General features: G+C 42.8%; 14 protein-coding genes. 4 read left to right on the plus strand and 10 right to left on the minus strand.

What is annotated here, in order from left to right; translation table 11 throughout:
- Positions 1 to 301: 301 nt before the first annotated feature.
- On the minus strand, positions 302 to 1,885 hold the full coding sequence (locus tag FEK29_RS03830; protein WP_138257053.1) for a 4Fe-4S binding protein: 1,584 nt from the start codon (positions 1,883 to 1,885) through the stop codon (positions 302 to 304).
- A gap of 27 nt (positions 1,886 to 1,912) precedes the next feature.
- A complete protein-coding gene (locus tag FEK29_RS03835; RefSeq protein WP_138257054.1) occupies positions 1,913 to 3,259 on the minus strand; it encodes an NAD(P)/FAD-dependent oxidoreductase in 1,347 nt (448 codons plus the stop codon).
- 230 nt (positions 3,260 to 3,489) lie between these two features.
- On the opposite strand from FEK29_RS03835, the gene FEK29_RS03840 reads away from it, so the two are divergent.
- The 3 genes from FEK29_RS03840 (at position 3,490) to FEK29_RS03850 (ending at position 6,632) form a co-directional block, all read left to right on the plus strand.
- Positions 3,490 to 4,497: a glycoside hydrolase family 113 gene (locus FEK29_RS03840; protein ID WP_138257055.1), complete on the plus strand. Its 1,008-nt coding sequence runs from the start codon at positions 3,490 to 3,492 to the stop codon at positions 4,495 to 4,497.
- Positions 4,498 to 4,585: 88 nt separating this feature from the next.
- On the plus strand, positions 4,586 to 5,545 hold the full coding sequence (locus tag FEK29_RS03845; RefSeq protein WP_138257056.1) for a hypothetical protein: 960 nt from the start codon (positions 4,586 to 4,588) through the stop codon (positions 5,543 to 5,545).
- Between the two features lie 52 nt (positions 5,546 to 5,597).
- Complete coding sequence (locus FEK29_RS03850) at positions 5,598 to 6,632, plus strand: N-acetylmuramoyl-L-alanine amidase family protein (RefSeq protein ID WP_240042667.1); 1,035 nt, start codon at positions 5,598 to 5,600, stop codon at positions 6,630 to 6,632.
- A 170-nt stretch (positions 6,633 to 6,802) separates the two neighbouring features.
- On the opposite strand, the gene FEK29_RS03855 is transcribed toward FEK29_RS03850, so the two are convergent.
- Genes FEK29_RS03855 through FEK29_RS03870 form a run of 4 tightly spaced genes read right to left on the minus strand, consistent with a single transcriptional unit; the run spans position 6,803 to position 9,591 of the window.
- Positions 6,803 to 7,507 (minus strand): TIGR04283 family arsenosugar biosynthesis glycosyltransferase, encoded by a 705-nt coding sequence (locus FEK29_RS03855; protein WP_138257058.1) that lies wholly within the window; start codon positions 7,505 to 7,507, stop codon positions 6,803 to 6,805.
- A gap of 29 nt (positions 7,508 to 7,536) precedes the next feature.
- A complete protein-coding gene (locus FEK29_RS03860) occupies positions 7,537 to 8,352 on the minus strand; it encodes a purine-nucleoside phosphorylase (protein WP_138257059.1) in 816 nt (271 codons plus the stop codon).
- A 2-nt stretch (positions 8,353 to 8,354) separates the two neighbouring features.
- Positions 8,355 to 9,020, minus strand: coding sequence for a TIGR04282 family arsenosugar biosynthesis glycosyltransferase (locus FEK29_RS03865; RefSeq protein ID WP_240042668.1), 666 nt, complete (start codon positions 9,018 to 9,020; stop codon positions 8,355 to 8,357).
- Positions 9,021 to 9,078: 58 nt separating this feature from the next.
- Complete coding sequence (locus FEK29_RS03870; protein WP_138257061.1) at positions 9,079 to 9,591, minus strand: rhodanese-like domain-containing protein; 513 nt, start codon at positions 9,589 to 9,591, stop codon at positions 9,079 to 9,081.
- 140 nt (positions 9,592 to 9,731) lie between these two features.
- Here FEK29_RS03870 and FEK29_RS03875 point away from each other — a divergent pair, with 140 nt between their 5' ends.
- The gene (locus tag FEK29_RS03875) at positions 9,732 to 11,216 is read left to right on the plus strand and encodes a glycoside hydrolase family 32 protein (protein ID WP_240042655.1); all 1,485 of its coding nucleotides are present in this window, start codon (positions 9,732 to 9,734) and stop codon (positions 11,214 to 11,216) included.
- 160 nt (positions 11,217 to 11,376) lie between these two features.
- Here the strand turns inward: FEK29_RS03875 and FEK29_RS03880 are convergent, their stop codons facing one another.
- The 4 genes from FEK29_RS03880 to FEK29_RS03895 form a co-directional block, all read right to left on the minus strand.
- A complete protein-coding gene (locus tag FEK29_RS03880; protein ID WP_138257063.1) occupies positions 11,377 to 12,693 on the minus strand; it encodes an ADP-ribosylglycohydrolase family protein in 1,317 nt (438 codons plus the stop codon).
- A gap of 646 nt (positions 12,694 to 13,339) precedes the next feature.
- Entirely contained in the window at positions 13,340 to 14,314 is a 975-nt protein-coding gene (locus tag FEK29_RS03885; RefSeq protein ID WP_240042656.1) for a phosphotransferase, read from the minus strand.
- 283 nt (positions 14,315 to 14,597) lie between these two features.
- Positions 14,598 to 15,632, minus strand: a complete 1,035-nt coding sequence (locus tag FEK29_RS03890; RefSeq protein ID WP_138257064.1) for a hypothetical protein — start codon at positions 15,630 to 15,632, stop codon at positions 14,598 to 14,600.
- Positions 15,633 to 15,637: 5 nt separating this feature from the next.
- Positions 15,638 to 16,387: a hypothetical protein gene (locus tag FEK29_RS03895; protein WP_138257065.1), complete on the minus strand. Its 750-nt coding sequence runs from the start codon at positions 16,385 to 16,387 to the stop codon at positions 15,638 to 15,640.
- Positions 16,388 to 16,903: the final 516 nt, after the last annotated feature.

Here is a 16,903-nt window from a genome sequence, read left to right on the forward strand (position 1 = left end):
GCGGTTGACCATCTAAAAGTAATTAGGTCGCAAAAGTATCAATAACTTACCATCTTTTTGGGATGGCACTTTTAATATGGACCAAATTTATGCGCTTCGACATGCTCAGCGTGACATATAATGTACGACTGTCAGTCCAAGTCCTTCGGCTACGCTCAGGACAGGCCTTTTGAGGACCTATAACATAAAATTTCAGTGAACTTTTTTATTGACCTGCGCTTCCACAGGCTCAGCGTGACACTGTGTTTTTCGACTGTCTTTCCGAGTGTTACAACTCCGCTAAAGGCAGGCCTTTCGAGAACTACTTCCTATTCACCAACTTCATTAAATCAACGTCATTGCCCAAAAGTATTTCGGTTGGATTGATGCGACCCTCCTGCGGTCCATTTTCCAATTTGAGTACGCCCCGCGGGCAAACCGCCGAGCAAATACCACAGCCCACACAACTGGATCGTACGATATTCTCGCCTTTTTGGGCGTAGGCGCGTACATCGATGCCCATCTCGCAATAGGTGGAACAGTTGCCACAGGAAATACACTGGCCCCCGTTGGTGGTAATCCTAAATTTGGAAAACAAGCGTTGCTGAAATCCTAGGATGGCCGCCATGGGACACCCAAAGCGACACCATACCCTGCTACCAAAAATGGGATAGAACCCCGTACCAATAACACCCGAAAAGATACTCCCGATCAAAAAGCTGTAGGTGGTCCTAAGTGTATTGGATTTGAATATGAAAATGTTGCCGTCACCGCTAAAGAAGTGCATACCAATCAGCACCGCAATGATGGTAAAATAGCCTATGGCCCCGTACTGGGCATCCTTTTCAAGTTGGTCCCTTTTATAAATCATGGCCCAAGCGAAAACTGCGGTCAGTATTACGGATACCCCAATAAGAAAGGTGGTTTTGGTCAACCAGTATTTACTGGTGTCGTTCCCTAAATAGGAGTAGATAACGGCCGTGGTCATTAAGGTTACAAATACTACTACGCTATGCACCACCCATCTTTCTACCTTCCAGGCGAATTTGGACTTATCGCTCAATTGTCTAAAAGGGTCCCCCACCGTTTCCGCCAGGGCACCACACCCGCAAACCCAGGAACAATACCATCTTTTTCCGTATTTATAAGTAAGAATAGGAGAAATGACAAAAATGGAGAGAATCCCAAAAAACAACATGGCCAACCCAATGTCCCCAGCTTCTATAAAACCGTTTATCCGGTAGCGCTCAAAATTATAGTAGTTCAGTGGCCACATATTCTTGAGGTCGTAATAGGGTAGGTCCCCGTTTAACCGAGCCATGATTTCGGGAATGATGAAGGCAAAGGCCGTTTGGAAGAACATAACACTTAGCGTTCGCAAACGTTGGTAGCCGTTATGCCGGTATTTCCACATAAATTTTAACCCAAAGGCCAGTATGCCCAAAGTATATAAGGCTCCATATACGAACCACTGACTGGCAGGATTCCCGCTCAAAGCCTTGCTCAAGGGGTCAAAAAGGGCAATCACACCCTTGTTATCCCCATCCTGAACCAAACCCAGATATTCCGGATAAAAATAAAGTACGATGTAAAATCCCGTCAGGGCAATTCCTGTCAACCAGCCTAAAAAGCCCCTGCTAGAAATGGACTTGAACCACACCCCATCGTTTTTGATACCCTCATGTTTATGTGCATAGGCCGCTTGGGAAAATAGGAACACGCCCAAGAAAATAAGCAGGAGTGATATGCTTAGCCAAAGGGCACTGTTGCCCAATTGCAGGTTGAAGAGTTGTAGGACTAGAATGCCAAGACCGGTCATACCGATCAACACGGATATTTTCTGGTTGGTGTTCAAGGCCTTTGGCGGTTCCCCGGCCAATGACATGCTTTTGTCTAGAGTACGCATACAAGTTGTTTTTAACTGTTGGTAAGGTTAGGCAAGATTTAATATCCGCTTCCAACTTTTCTTTTTTGGTCTGATGTTTTGGTGAAAATCTTGATTAAATTTAGATACAATGGCCTCCTCATATGTCTCATAGAGTTCCGGGTCAAAATTCACATCCTTTAAATGTTCCAATACATATTCCACGCTTCGTTTTTCATTCAGCCATCTATCGAACAGTTCATGCCGTAATCGTATACCAAAGTTATTGATGCCCAAAAACTCATGAGTGTCTTTGTGGAAAGCAATAGTGATACAAAGTTTTTCCTTGGGATGTCGCCAATGAAAATGTTCTTCATATTCCTTTTTGTTTGGTTCGCTGAACACCCAGCCATAGGTCTGATATTCAATATCCAAGAATTTGGCCGAGTTGAACCAGTGCCCAGGATTGTATTCGGTGGGGTTGCCGCAAAGTGTCTGCGCCAAGGTCTCGCCCATCATCCTGCCCGTATACCAAACGGCCTCTATGGGTCTACGCAACCCAATGGCCTCGTGTTGTTCCGCACAATCGCCAATAGCGTAGATGTCCTCGATGTTGGTTTGTAGCATTCGGTTTACCTTGATTCCTTTTCCGAGTTCAATACCGGAATCATTAAGGAAATCTATGTTGGGGGTTACCCCAGCGGTCAACCCTACCACATCACAAGCAATAGTTTCTCCCTTATCTGTCACTACAGCTTTGGCCCGGCCATTCTCATCAGATAATATCTCTTTTAAATTGGTATCCAACCGTAAATCAATATGGTGCTCCCTGATGTGCTCGTTGATCATTTCAGATTCCCCACTGGGCAAGACCCCATTCCAAAAGCTCGTTTCGCGTACCAAAAAGGTCACCGGGATGTCCCTGCTCCGCAACATTTCCGCCATTTCGATTCCAATAAGTCCGCCACCAACTATGACTGCCCGTTTGCAAACATTTTTGTTTGGTGCATTTTTCTGCAATTGCTCCAGATCCTGTTTGGAATAAAGCCCTTGTACACCTTTTAAATCCTGACCGGGCCACCCAAATTTGTTGGGTTTGGAGCCCGTGGCGATGACCAGGGCATCGTATTCAATGCGGTCGCCATTGGAAAGGGACACCGTTTTTTGGTCCGGAAGCACCTTTTCAACATAGCCGTTTACTAATTCTATCCTGTTTTTCTTCCAAAAGTTGTTTTCGTAGGGCTGTGTGTGTTCAAATTTCATGTGGCCCATGTACACGTACATAAGGGCGGTACGTGAAAAGAAATAATCGGATTCGGAAGAAATGATGGTGATTTTTTTGTCGGATAGTTTACGGATGTGTCGGGCAAGGGTCACGCCCGATATGCCGTTTCCAATAATGACGATGTGTTCCATGGGCCGGTTGATTTAGTTATAGTGTGGGTCGTTCTAAAAACGAATTCCTTAACAAGCCATGTTAAGTTATAAAGAATTTAGATAGGAATGTCCTATGGAAATAGGTTTGATTTCTTTGATTTGTATAGCATGTATGATTTGTAGTAATAAAAAGTTTAACACTTCACTTTAAAAAATGGACTTACTTGGAAAGCCTAAATACATTACTTTAGATTTTAGATTGATTCACTATGAGGAAATTAGGTCTAATTCTTGTATGTTTTCTCCAATTCTGCTGTAATGGAAAGGCACAGAAAAAGTGGAACGGCGTCAGTTTTGTAGCTTCCCGGGAAGAGGCGGCGCAGCCCCACGTAGACGAGATCATTAAGATCCATGCCAACAGTGCGGCCGTAATGCCCTTTGGTTTTATACGTGATTTGGCTTCGCCCGAAATTATTTTCGATACGGAGAGACAATGGTTCGGGGAAACCAGAAAAGGCGCAAAACAGTACATCGAACTTTTAAAGAAGAACGGGATCCAAGTGATGGTAAAACCCCAGATTTGGATCGGGGGCGGTCAGTTTACGGGTACCATCGCCATGAAATCGCCCGAAGATTGGAAGGTGCTGGAGGAATCTTACGACAAGTTTATTTTAAACTATTCAGCGTTGGCACAGGAGACCAATGCGCCTATTTTTTGCATCGGGACGGAACTGGAGACCTTTATAAAGAACCGGCCGGAATACTGGAACGAGCTCATCGCGAAAATCCGTAAAATCTATTCCGGTAAGCTGACCTATGCGGCCAACTGGGACGAATATGCCAGAACACCTTTTTGGAACCAACTGGATTTCATCGGCATCGATGCCTATTTTCCTTTATCGGAATCCAAAACACCTACTGTAACCGAATTGAAGGCGGGTTGGCAGCCCTGGAAACAGAAAATTTCACAATTGGCCCTCCAAGTACAAAGACCGGTGCTGTTTACGGAATACGGCTACCGATCCATGGACTACACCGCCAAAAAGCCCTGGTTGGTGGATAGAACCGAAGAGGGCGTAAATATGGTGGGTCAGTCCAACGCCAAAAAGGCCATTTTTGAGGAGTTTTGGGGCGAGGAATGGTTCGCCGGCGGCTTCGTCTGGAAATGGTTCATACAGCATGACCGTTCCGGCGGGGAAAAGGATAATCGTTTTACCCCCCAGAACAAACCTTCACAGGCCATTATTGCCAACTATTACAGGCTACATAAGGATTGATTTAGAGTAAACCCTTGAAAATTAGTCGGCCCACTGTTTTGAAAGGGCTATTATTTTTGTTAATCTTTGTAACAGGAATACTATCAGCATGCACAACCCTATACCTCGTTCCGTTTTTAGGAGCTTATCCATTTGCTTTTTTCTACTTCATATCCATGCAACCGTGGCCCAAGAAACGTCCAATACCATTGTGGCCAAAACGGGTGATGGTATCTTTTCCGTTTTGCGGAAATCCGGAATCCATCCTATTAATTACTATGAGCAGTTCCTGAAGTTGAATGCCGATAACATCAAGAACGGTAGCGAGTTGATTGTGGGGAAGGAATACATTCTTCCGGATGCGCCAGACTCCTTTAAGCGCACTGGGGTCCGAATCGATACGGGCGAAGAGGTAGAAGCTCCCATTTTCAATGAAACGGAGTTGTCCCTGATGAACCAAAAGGATACCACCTTGCAAAATACGGTCTATTACTTTGTGCATTCCGGTGGTACCGAATCTAAAAAACGTTTTGATTCACTCACACGCCAATTGGCCAATGACCTTATGGTAAAGGGGGCGCGGGTCTATCTTTTGGAGGATTCCAAAATAGCGGCGGCGATTTCGGATTCGCTGTCCCTTGTGGCAAAAAAGGAGATGTACGGAAATTTTTCCAGCGCGATCAATAAAAAATATTTGAGGCATAAGGGCGCCTACCAACGCGTGATTCTAATTGAGGACGCTTTTGGACCACGGGAAAATTCGGTCGTACGTATTAGCCATAATCCTAAAAGTAGGGAAGGCAGACAATTTGCTTCCGTTTTGGAGAACGTATTGCGAAAAAATACCTCGGTTCCCGTAAAGGAAAAGAACGAACCGAATTCCTTTAAGGACGACGCCAGTTTGTATTTTGCCAACAACTTGGTTCCGCCCATCGTAATTTTGAACTTTACCGATGGTTCCAAACCCTTACAGGGCGGATTTAACCTAAAATCCGAAAAGAAACCTTTAGTGGGTCTGTTGAACGACGGCATTCTAGAGGATTACTCCCAGTTGAATTTTGAAAATTAGTGGGGAATATCTTGGATTCTTCGGCATGGACTTTGATTTTGGTAAGTGTATGATGCGGAAATTTATCTTGTTTATTTTTGTTTTCTCCTTCCAATTTTTCCCTGTACATGGGCAGGATACCTTGGCCACCGTTACTGCGGAAAAAGGCGACGGTATTTATTCCCTTTTGCGAAAACATGGTGTGAACCCCTATGAATATTACCGTGAATTTATAGATATCAACCTGGTAAATCTACGTGACAGCGTTCATTTGTACGAGGGTAGGATCTATGCCATCCCCAAAGTGCTCATGGACACCATACCCGTGGTGGACTCCATCCAACGGCAGGCCAAGGAAGTGAAGGAAGTGGAGGCCAAGACCTACGATATTTTTGGGGAGAAGCACAAAACGGTACTATCCAAGAGCGAACGTCTGAAAGGTGCCATCTATTATTTGGTATCCGGCCACGGCGGTCCGGACCCAGGGGCAATGGCCGTGTATGCGGGCAAATCCATATCGGAGGATGAGTATGCCTATGACATTACCTTGCGTTTGGCCAAGGAACTTCTGGCACATGGGGCATCGGTATATATTATAATCAGGGATGAAAACGATGGCATTCGCGAGGAACGCATTCTGGAAATGGACCGGGACGAGGTCGCCTATCCCGATAAGGTCATTCCATTGAACCAAAGGGATAGACTGCAACAGCGTGTGGATATCGTGAACGGTTTGTACAAACAGAACAAAGGTGCCTACCAGCGGCTAATCGTTACCCATGTGGACAGCAGGAGCGTAGGCCAAAATATAGATGTGTTCTTTTACCATCATGAAAAGAGCCAAAATGGGAAGCGGCTGGCGGAGAGTATCCACAAGACCTTCGAGGCGAAATACAAACAGTACCAGCCCAACAGGACCTATTCCGGAACTTTTGAGGACCGTACTTCCCTGTTCCTGGTCAAAAAGACGCATCCGGCAATGACCTTTATCGAGATCGGGAATATCCGTAATGAAAAGGACCAACGACGTATTCTGGACCCTGACAATAGGCAGGCATTGGCCAAATGGATTTCAGAAGGTGTGATACTGGATTATGAGGAGCGGTAGTTCAATCCGGATTATACATTAGAAAAGCTGTTGCAGCTAAAAATCCCTTCAAAATAAAAGGTTGCCCCGTGTTTTCAATTTCACCATAGCGGTGCTATGCTGAAATTTCCAAACCACGTTATTTTTTTGCGCTTTTACTTTCACGACACTTCTCTAATGCATAAACCGGGTTACAGGGCGATGTTCTTCCTGTAATAGTCATATATATTTTCCGGACCCTTGCCCAAATAATACTTAAGGTGTATCATGGCGAAATGATATTGAAGGCGGACCATTCCCTTTTCCATGTACCTTCGTGCCGAAGTTTCCACATAATCATTGATGACCTTGAACGGCGTCTTTTTGTACAATCGTCCAATAAACTCATTGTCCTCGTAGACTTTGTAGTTTTCATCAAATCCGCCAAGCGTTTCAAAAAGTTCCTTGTCCACGAAGAGGGATTGGTCGCCGCCACGGCATATAGGTCGGTTTATTTTGGTACACCAAGCGAAAAATCCCAGAAAGGGACTGGGCGAATCGAATTTGAGTCGGAAGCATCCTGTCCGTATTCCTTCCTCAACCACTTTTAGAACCTGTGTATCGAAACCCGGTGGCGGAAGGCTGTCCACATGTAAAAAATACAAAATATCGCCCGAAGCATTTTTGGCGCCCCAGTTCATTTGATTGGCCCTGCCTTTTTCACTGGATAAAACCCGGGCTCCAAATTTTTGGGCAAAAAAAACGGTTCGGTCCGTGCTACCGCCGTCCACGATCAGGATTTCCATGATCTGGTCCGTGCAGGTATTCTCTAGAATCTTGGCCAATACCCGCTGTATATAGTCTTCCTCGTTCAGGACGGGGATGATGATACTGATATTGGGTACTTCCTTTTGCATTTTAAATTCCCAGGTAGGGCCAAAAACGTTTATAGCTGCTTGATCAGTTCCCTAAAGAGTTTTACCATCTTGGGTTCGGTCGCTTCGGCGATGGCCAGTATTTCAGATATGTTTACGGGCTCCAGATGATCCGGGTCGCATTCATCGGTCAGTACGGAAACGGCCACAATGGGCAGTTCCAAATGATTCGCTACAATGACCTCGGGTACGGTGCTCATTCCCACGGCATCGGCACCCAATATTTTCAGCATTCTGTATTCCGCCCTGGTTTCCAACTGCGGCCCCACCACGGATGCATATACGCCGGATTTTAGCGAAATGCCATGTTCTTTGGCAATTTCTAAAAGTTTTTTTCGCATGTCCTTGTCGTAGGGTTGGGACATGTCCACAAAACGGGGTCCAAATTCAGACACGTTTTTGAAAGCCAGCGGTGACCCCCCTTGCAAGTTGATGTGGTCCTCGATCAACATCATATCGCCCTTTTTAAAATCGAGGTTGATGGCTCCCGCGGCATTGGAGATGAATAGCTTGGAAATACCCAATAGGTGCATCACGCGTATGGGATAGGTAATATCCAGAAAGTCATACCCTTCGTACAGGTGGAACCGACCTTGCATGACCACTACTTTTTTGTCCTCGATGGTGCCATAGAGAAGCTTTCCCGTGTGGAATTCTACCGTAGCGAGGGGAAAGAATGGGATATGGTTATAATGTGCTTCAATGGGATCCTGAATTTCCTCGACCAGTTTTCCCAATCCGGTACCCAGCACGATACCTATTTCCGGGTTTTCAAATCCCTTGGATTTTAAATAGGCGACCGATTCTTCCAATTGTTTCTTTTGCATGCTTATCTATTTTTTAAAAACGGGGCAAAGGCAGGTATGTCCTTTATGTCCTCGTAATAATCAACATCGTTTTTCGTTTCTAAAAGTATCCTTTTTTCGTTTTCCAAATCGTTCAAGGTATCCCTTAAAACGGTGTCCGTGCCCCACTTCTTATCTTTGAAAAGGGCAGGCTTCAGCTTTTTCATGCCCAAGAGGTAATAACCGCCATCTTCGGCGGGGCCCAAGACAAAATCGTTTTGCGCTAGTATCCTAAAGGCTTCTTCCAGATCTTCTTGGGACAGGTCGTACATATCGCTCCCAATGATGATTATCTTTTCATATCCGCTGGCAAACCCGTCCTGAAAGGCATTGAGCATCCGGGTGCCCAAGTGGTCGCCAACCTGAAGCCTTTTTCCATAAATCTTGTTGTCCCAAATGTCCCGTTCCCAAACTTCATCGGAATAGTAAACAATTTTATCAGTATACAATCCGGAGGTAATCTTTACGGTATGTTCAAGTAAGAAATTATAAATATCCAAGGCCGCTTGGTCTCCCACGGTTGCCGCCAAGCGCCTTTTGCCCTTTCCAAGTTCCGGGTTTCTGGTGAAGATGAGGAGCAGGTTCTTGCTGTTGGCCAAGGTAAAATCTATGGTTTTTTCGTCCTTTTCGTTTTTGTTGGTCTGTAGAATACCCAAGTGTCAGTACTGTTTTTTCTTTAGGAAATTAAGATGGCACGTCATTGGTCGTTCAGGGTTCGTAAACCTTAATCCCATTTTTCAATAAGCGTCCCCACAAACGGTTAAAGGCGTGAACACTGTCCGTTTCCATACCCTGTGAATTGTATACCGTTCTGTTTTTGTTCTTCCATTCAAAGATGCCGCCATAGAGGTTCTTTACGTTGGTATAGCCCAATTCCTGTAGTTTCTCGCCAATATCCTCGGACCGTACGCCTATGGAGCAGTATACGACAATAGCTTGTTCCTTTTGGGGAACGGTTTGCAGGACTTTATCCGCGTCGAAATCGGAATTGCCCACCCAAACGGCACCCTTTAAGTGGCTTACTTCAAATTCATCCAATTCCCGGGCATCCAAGAGTACAATGGAATCATTGGGTTGCAGGTTCTCCGGTTGGATGTAGGGAACGGTCTCCTTGTTCAACAATTTTAGGGTGTTGTCCAAACTGCGTTGCGCCCTTATCGCATGGGAATGCACAAGCAAAAGGAACGGTAAGACCAGAAAGGATAAAACTTTTTGTAACATCTATACAAAGGTAGTATTTTAGGTGCGAAGGTCGCATATCGCCCTATCTTAAATTGCTCGTAATGTTCAAGTCTATCATCCCTATTTTTTTGATTCTTTTGTGTCTGAATACATGTAAGGAAACTCCCAAAAATGAACCTATGGAAAATCCTGACGTAACTTTCTATTACACCGAAGCCTACCGGCCGCAGTTTCATTTTTCCCCAGAGGAAAAATGGATGAACGATCCCAACGGTTTGGTATATCACAAGGGAATCTACCACTTGTTCTATCAATATTATCCAGACGATATCGTCTGGGGACCCATGCATTGGGGCCACGCCACCAGCAAGGACATGATACATTGGGAACATAAAACTGTAGCATTGTTTCCAGACGAAAATGGGTATATCTTTTCGGGTTCCGCCGTGGTGGGCAAAAACAATACTTCGGGGTTTGGAACGGTAGAAAATCCGCCCTTGGTGGCCATTTTTACCTATCATGATATGGAGGGCGAGAAAGCGGGAAGAACCGATTATCAGACCCAAGGAATCGCCTACAGTTTGGACAATGGGGATAGTTGGACGAAATTCGATGGAAACCCAGTTATTAAAAATGAGGGTATGCGTGATTTTAGGGACCCCAAGGTGTTTTGGAACGAAATCAAAAACAATTGGACCATGCTCTTGGTCGCAGGGGACCACCTGCAGATTTGGCAATCGGATAATTTAAAGGATTGGAATAAGGTAAGTGAGTTTGGCAAGGACAAAGGCGCCCACGGAGGTGTTTGGGAATGTCCGGATATGTTCAAATTGAACATTGAGGGGACCGCGACCGAAAAATGGGTCTTGCTGATCAGCATCAATCCTGGTGCGCCCAATGGCGGTAGCGGCACGCAATATTTTGTGGGCGATTTTGATGGCACCACTTTTACGACCGACCAAGAAGATGCCAAATGGGTCGACTGGGGGCGGGACAACTATGCAGGGGTCACCTACAATAATGTACCCGATAACGAACGAATCTTCATTGGTTGGATGAGCAATTGGCAGTACGCCCGTGACACGCCCACCGAGGTATGGCGAAGTGCCAACACGATACCCAGAAACCTATCACTCCATGAAAACAACGGAACCTTGGAACTGTATAGCTACCCTATTTCTAATTTTGACGAAATTGTAGAACAGGCCAACCCCAAACGGCCCGTGCTCCTTGCGCCGGCACAGAAAAGCCAGTTACCTTTAAAATACGGGAACCAATCTGAGATTCGTTTTCACCTGGAGGCTTTGGGCAGCAAATGGATTTTTAGCAATTCGCAGGGGGATAGTTTGGTCATTTCATTGGATAGTTCGGAGAAAGTGCTTTCGTTGGACCGTTCCAAATCCGGGAAGGTAGATTTTAATCCCGAATTCGTCTTGGGGCAACAACATATGCCCGTTCCCAATTTGCCTACCGATGCCATTGAAGTCCGGATGCTCTTGGACAAGTCTTCCTTGGAAATCTTTTTGAATAAGGGCCAGTACGTAATGACGAACCAAATCTTTCCCAATGCCGATTATACACAACTTACTTTGGAGAATACATCGGATACCGAACAGAAAATAGATAGACTCTCTGAAAGTAAGGTGATGCGGATTTGGGATTAAGATACTGTTTTGAAATATCTCGATTATTTTCTTATATCCTCTTTTTGCGCATAATGTCGTTAAAATTTTGAACCGTAGCCCTGCTATGCTTAAAAATTTTGCCTAATTCTACATCAAAAATAGGCCATAACAATTCTAACAACATATTTCATAACAGTCTCTAAGGGTATTTTAACTGTGTGATCTTTCGGGCCATGGCTACCAAATCGATGCCCAGATAATCCCGATTTACCTTCACGACCTCTTCCTTGATTTCTTTTGGCAGGTTTTGGTAACCGGTTTTCGCCCCCAAAACCATCCCCGCCACGGCGGCAACAGTGTCATTGTCCCGGCCATAGTTTACTATGTATTGTATCGTTTTTAAAAAATCGCCTTCGCCAAAGGCCAGGCCGGTAATCAGGATTTGCCAAATTTCCCCGGAATGGAAGGGAATGGCTTTTTGCTCTTTTTCCAGGAAGGCATAGGACATTTCCTGTTGTTCCCAGTCAATGGCGGACCCAGGATAATTTTGAGGTGGGACGACGTTACCTATTATATATTCAGTTAGGGAATCTCGTTCAGCGGTTATCTTTTTTATTCCCCTAACTTGGTTTGTGGAAGCCACCCAGATGTTGTAAGGTATCCTGCCGACCAATCTGCTGTCCTGATAGCCCTCCAAATCGGTAAAGGGAACCACATTCAAAATGGAATCCATATCATGTGTGCGCAGGGCCATATGTGTCATGGCCGATACACTGGCCGTGATGTCCTTGGCATAGCCAATATCGAACAGGGAATGCTCGTACCCAAGGGCATAGGCATCCTCCGTGTTGTTGGCGATCAACCCGAACATGGGCGCATACAACTGTCCGGCGCAGGACATTTCGCCACCGTAGAATCGGTTTAGGGCACGGGTATATGCGTCCATACCATTTTGGTAGGCCAGTGAGACCCGGGCCCATTCCTTGATCCAATCGATCTGTTCCATTTTTTGGTCGAGCAGGTCTGTTTGGGTGGCCAGGCCGGCATCGGAAAGGTTTTTGGTAAGTTGCCCGTAATAGCCGTTGATGAATTTTGAAAAGGACCTTGCATTTGGCTTTCCTTCGGATTGCGTAACATATTCCGTCATGAGAAATTTCCAGCGGGTATCATCGGTCGTGGCACCTTGGAGGAGGTTATTTTCCCAAGTGCCCTCCGGGGACTGCACCCGCTCCGCTGGGGTTAGGCCGGTAATGTAGCCGTATTTTAGCTGAATGTCCTTCCGGTGCCACATTTCGGTACTTGCGCCCATGGCATCGCCAATGGCGGACCCCACCAAAGCACCCAAGACCCTATCGTAATAGGCTTCTTTGGAGAGTTGTAGGGTATCCGAGGTGTATGCCGCATTTTTTGGAGCCTGTATAAGCGGGGTTTCCTTCTCGTTATGCTTACATGAAAACATTAGAACCAACGAAAGGGCAACAATACATTTACTTATGTTAGGATGATTATATTTCATAGGCTTATACTTTTTTAGGGTCAACAAATATCCGACAGTCATCTCAAAAGAAGAGAATGTTCTTCTTGGGATTCAATTTAGATTTATTTACAAATATGTGTCAAAAACTCAATGTATCGACAGTTCGAGACATTGGAAAAAATTTCGTTGAAATATGAATGACATTTTTTTTGAACGGAGTGTGTAGATTTCATTGTTGGTTCTATGCTTATAAATTAGAGTTTGTATTGTCCTTTGAAAATCAGCAATAATGAACGAAGGGTTGGAAGTGCGGTGCGCTAGCACAACGCATGTAAACCCGATAGTGAATGGTGCGCAGCAATTGCCTATTTTCAACTTGATTTTTTTGCTTCGTTTTTTTATCAAGAAAAAAATGAAGGGAAAGCCACGAGTATAGATGCAATCTAAATATCCGGCAATTTTTTTGTTAACAATTATGTCATTGGTAGTGATTTTGAGGCACGAAAAATCGTATCGAGAACTAAACGATGGAAAAATACCGCTTCTCGATAAAAATTTTTCTCATTATCAATCGAAAAATCCACTCGAAGTAACATATTTTTTTAAAATACAGCATAGATTTTTTGACATCTTAAAACCATGTTTGAACCTCAAAAACTAAGTATTGATTGTTTTATATTCTTTGCTATTTAGACAGCATCAGTTTTTGGGCCATGGCCAAAAGTGATACCTTTTCTTCTATACTGCGCTCCATGGGAAGCTGTGCTAGACCGATGATCCGACGCATAATCTCCACACCAGCTATTTGTGCTACCAATGTTTTGTCATGTTTGCCGGGATACGTATTGGATAAACTATCCACGAAAGTCGCATCGTTCGTGGCCATGATGAGGTGGGCGGCCATGACCCCCAAATCGAATTCGGGGAAACCCAAAAAACCGAATTCGGGATCTAGAACATAGATTTCCTCGTTTTTGGACATCCAACTGCCCGGATAATAATCGCCATGCAGCAAGGTATCCCCTTGGCTGAGGTATTTTTTTCCAAGTTCGGAAATGACCGACTTTAATTCTGTATTTGTTTTATAGGGCGCGGCCAAATCTTGCAGTCCTATTTGAACGGTATCCAAGGAAAACCCGTTGTCCTCCATAAAAGGAAGCACAAAAATGTGTTGGTGGTTGAGTTGGCGCATTTCCATATTATAAGGAAAATTCTTTGGAGCCTTGCTGGAGTGTATTTTGTAAAGTACTTCGACCAAAGTATTTAATTGATGTTGCTCAACATTCCGTTGGTGGTATACGAAGGTCATGTTCTTACAATCGCCCAAATCTTCCATATATAAAAGGTAGGCATCGTTGTCAAAACCCAAGATTTTGGGCAAGTGTTTTTCTAGATCTTCTTGCGCAACAGCTTTGTAAAATGCACTTTCCACGGCAATCCGTTCAATAGGGGCGGGAATGTCCTGATACTTCTGTACATACTCCCGGGATTGCTTTATAACAAAGGAACGCTGATCGGTGTGCACCTTTAGCACCACGTTCATATTGCCCTCCCCGGCTTTGGAAAGTCGGTCAATTTTTTCATTGGGGTGTAACCATTGACGCTCGGCCAAAAAGGCTTTGAGCGTTTCAATGGGCATTTCTTCATGGATACGTATCAAAATAAGAGACTTTTTTAATCATACAAGATACGGTTAATGTGGGGATGGTGGTAGTTGGGGGTAGGGATTATTGGTAAGTGAATTAAATTTGTATTTTTCAGCTTTAGTAAAGTGATGGGATGTTTGGGGTTGGGAATATTTTGGAAAAACGCTTTTAATTGGGGTTATGATAAAATTTTGAGACCAAAAACGCAACATATGAAAAATTGAATAAAGAAAATTTAAATCAAGGCGCAATACGTATTGCAAATGGAGTCAAATTTCAGCGAAGTAACTTAAATGATTAAAACTCATAGGGTATAAAAAATTGCCCAACTTCCTTATATGGTACAACTTCAATATGAGAAACATTTAATATCGCACTAAGTCTTGACTGTAATTTGTCAGCATTCAAATCCTGATAGTATATCTTTTTTAATTGATGCATTCCTCCTAAAATCTGTTTGTCTACATTTCTATTAAAAAAAGGAAATGAGTAACCAATAATTACTAATATTTCGGTTTGACGAAGTTCTCGTGCAGAGTACTGCACAATAGGATTAAGTGAATGAGTGTCGTTTTCCCATGCAAATGATAATGATGGTATTAACTCTGTATTTGTAGAAAAAATGGCGTATTGTTCAACTAATTTATTTAAAAAATCTTCATTTAAAGTTAAGTCGAAAGTATCTACAAAATGGTGCCTGCTTTGTCCATCAGGACTATGAAACGAAGCACTTCCATTTAGTTTCATAATGGAAAAACCAACAGTTCTTCTTTTTCCCATGAATTTCGATTTAACATTCAAACCCATCCCAGCAGTATCAATATCCTTATATTGATTACTATACTCCATATAGGCCATTTCAAACTGAAAATCATAATTCCAAGAAACTACATTTAAATTTTCTGGCAGACCCATTTCACTATCCATAATGGAAGCAAAAAAAGAATCATATCTTGGGTCGATTCTTTTTTCGGACCACTCAGTTCGAACTTGGTTTATAGCAAAAAAAGCTGAAGCTGCAATTTTAAGTCGTCTTAACTCTCCAAAAGACCCAGTTATAGAAAGCTTTTTTGCATATGTATCAATGCTGGCATGAGTCATGGACATTTTTTTTAGCCATTTCAATTCACTAATTAACAATTCTAAATAATATTGTTTTGATTTAGGTTCTCCTTGTATCAGTCTATTCTCAAAATTATCTGAATTGGAAAGTTTGAATTTTTCCTGCTGAATAAAATCAATCGTTTTTTCCATTACATGAGGAATAGCTTGTACTACAGGTAGTTTGTCAGCACTAGCCCCTGCTCCAAATAAAAAAGTTATATAAGCCATGTCATTTATGTAAATGGACTATTTGGTAGATTATTTACAAATTCAGATAAAGTATTCCTTAAATCATTTGCTATTTCAGGAGGTACAAGTGATGCAGCATTGGGTGTCAGTTTTGCTTGCATTAATTGCAACCAGCTTCTTTTATTCAGAAAAATTAGAGTATCGCTCAACTCCTCTATTTCTTCAAAAATTATCTGGCTGGCAAAGCCCTGCTTTTGGACTTCAAGTAATATTTGATTTAGTTTTTCCCTTACTTCGTTTCTCGAATCCAAAGAAAAATAATCACCACCTTCTTTTGGATGACTTTCGTAACAATACCATTCAACAATATTAAAAAGTGGAGACAAAAAATATAAATTGAATTTATTTTGCCAGTCGTAATAATCTCCACCGCCATCGTACCACCTATGACCTAGTTCGATGTAATAGGTATTGTACTTTTTTTCATTGCTATTAAATAATCTATTCAAAAGAAACAATGAAAAAGCTCCTTGAATTTCATCACTCTTTAATTGGGATTTGATTTCCTTAATTTGTTTATACTCTGTTTCAAAATGGATGTTATCAATTAACAGCTTCAAAGGTTTAAATTCAAACTCAATTCTTTCTATAATCCTTTTTGATATGGATTGTTCATGAATAAAGAAAAACAAATGATCTACAAGTGTTGTTGTATCTTCAGGATTCGCCACTTCAATCCTATTAATTAACCTGCTAAATTGTTGGCTAAATTCATCTAAATTAAGTGTACGCATTTGAAATTATTATTTTAGAATCAAAAGTACTACCTATTAGGTGGCTAAATATCAAATACTTGTACTCAGTTATTAACCATTTATCATTGCTCTACCCTCTCCCAACCCTTTTCGGGCAGTTTATAACTATCCAGTTTCATAATTTTAAATACGCCATCGATTAGGATGGTCATATTTCAAAATGATTTAAAACAATTCTCATTCAAAATAAGGCTCATTACAATAAAATTATTCATTGCAATAGGTTCTTCTCCAGTAGATAACTTCGCTTTGCTCGTTGTTCCTTTGTTCCCAAAAGTCAATACACAAACCCAACAGCCTCAACGGCTGTTGTTTTTTTATCTCCAAAACCTGTTAAGCGTAAACGCTTTTGGTTTTTCCCATAAAAAAAACCCATCTCACTAAAGTGGATGGGTTTGTGCATATTGTGGTACCTCCAGAAACCAAACCCTCTTAATTACCAATTGTTGACAACTCAAATAAAATGGGGCCAAAGTCCTATAAAAATAAGGGTTT

The sequence above is a fragment of the Maribacter aurantiacus genome, from assembly GCF_005780245.1.
GTDB lineage: Bacteria > Bacteroidota > Bacteroidia > Flavobacteriales > Flavobacteriaceae > Maribacter > Maribacter flavus.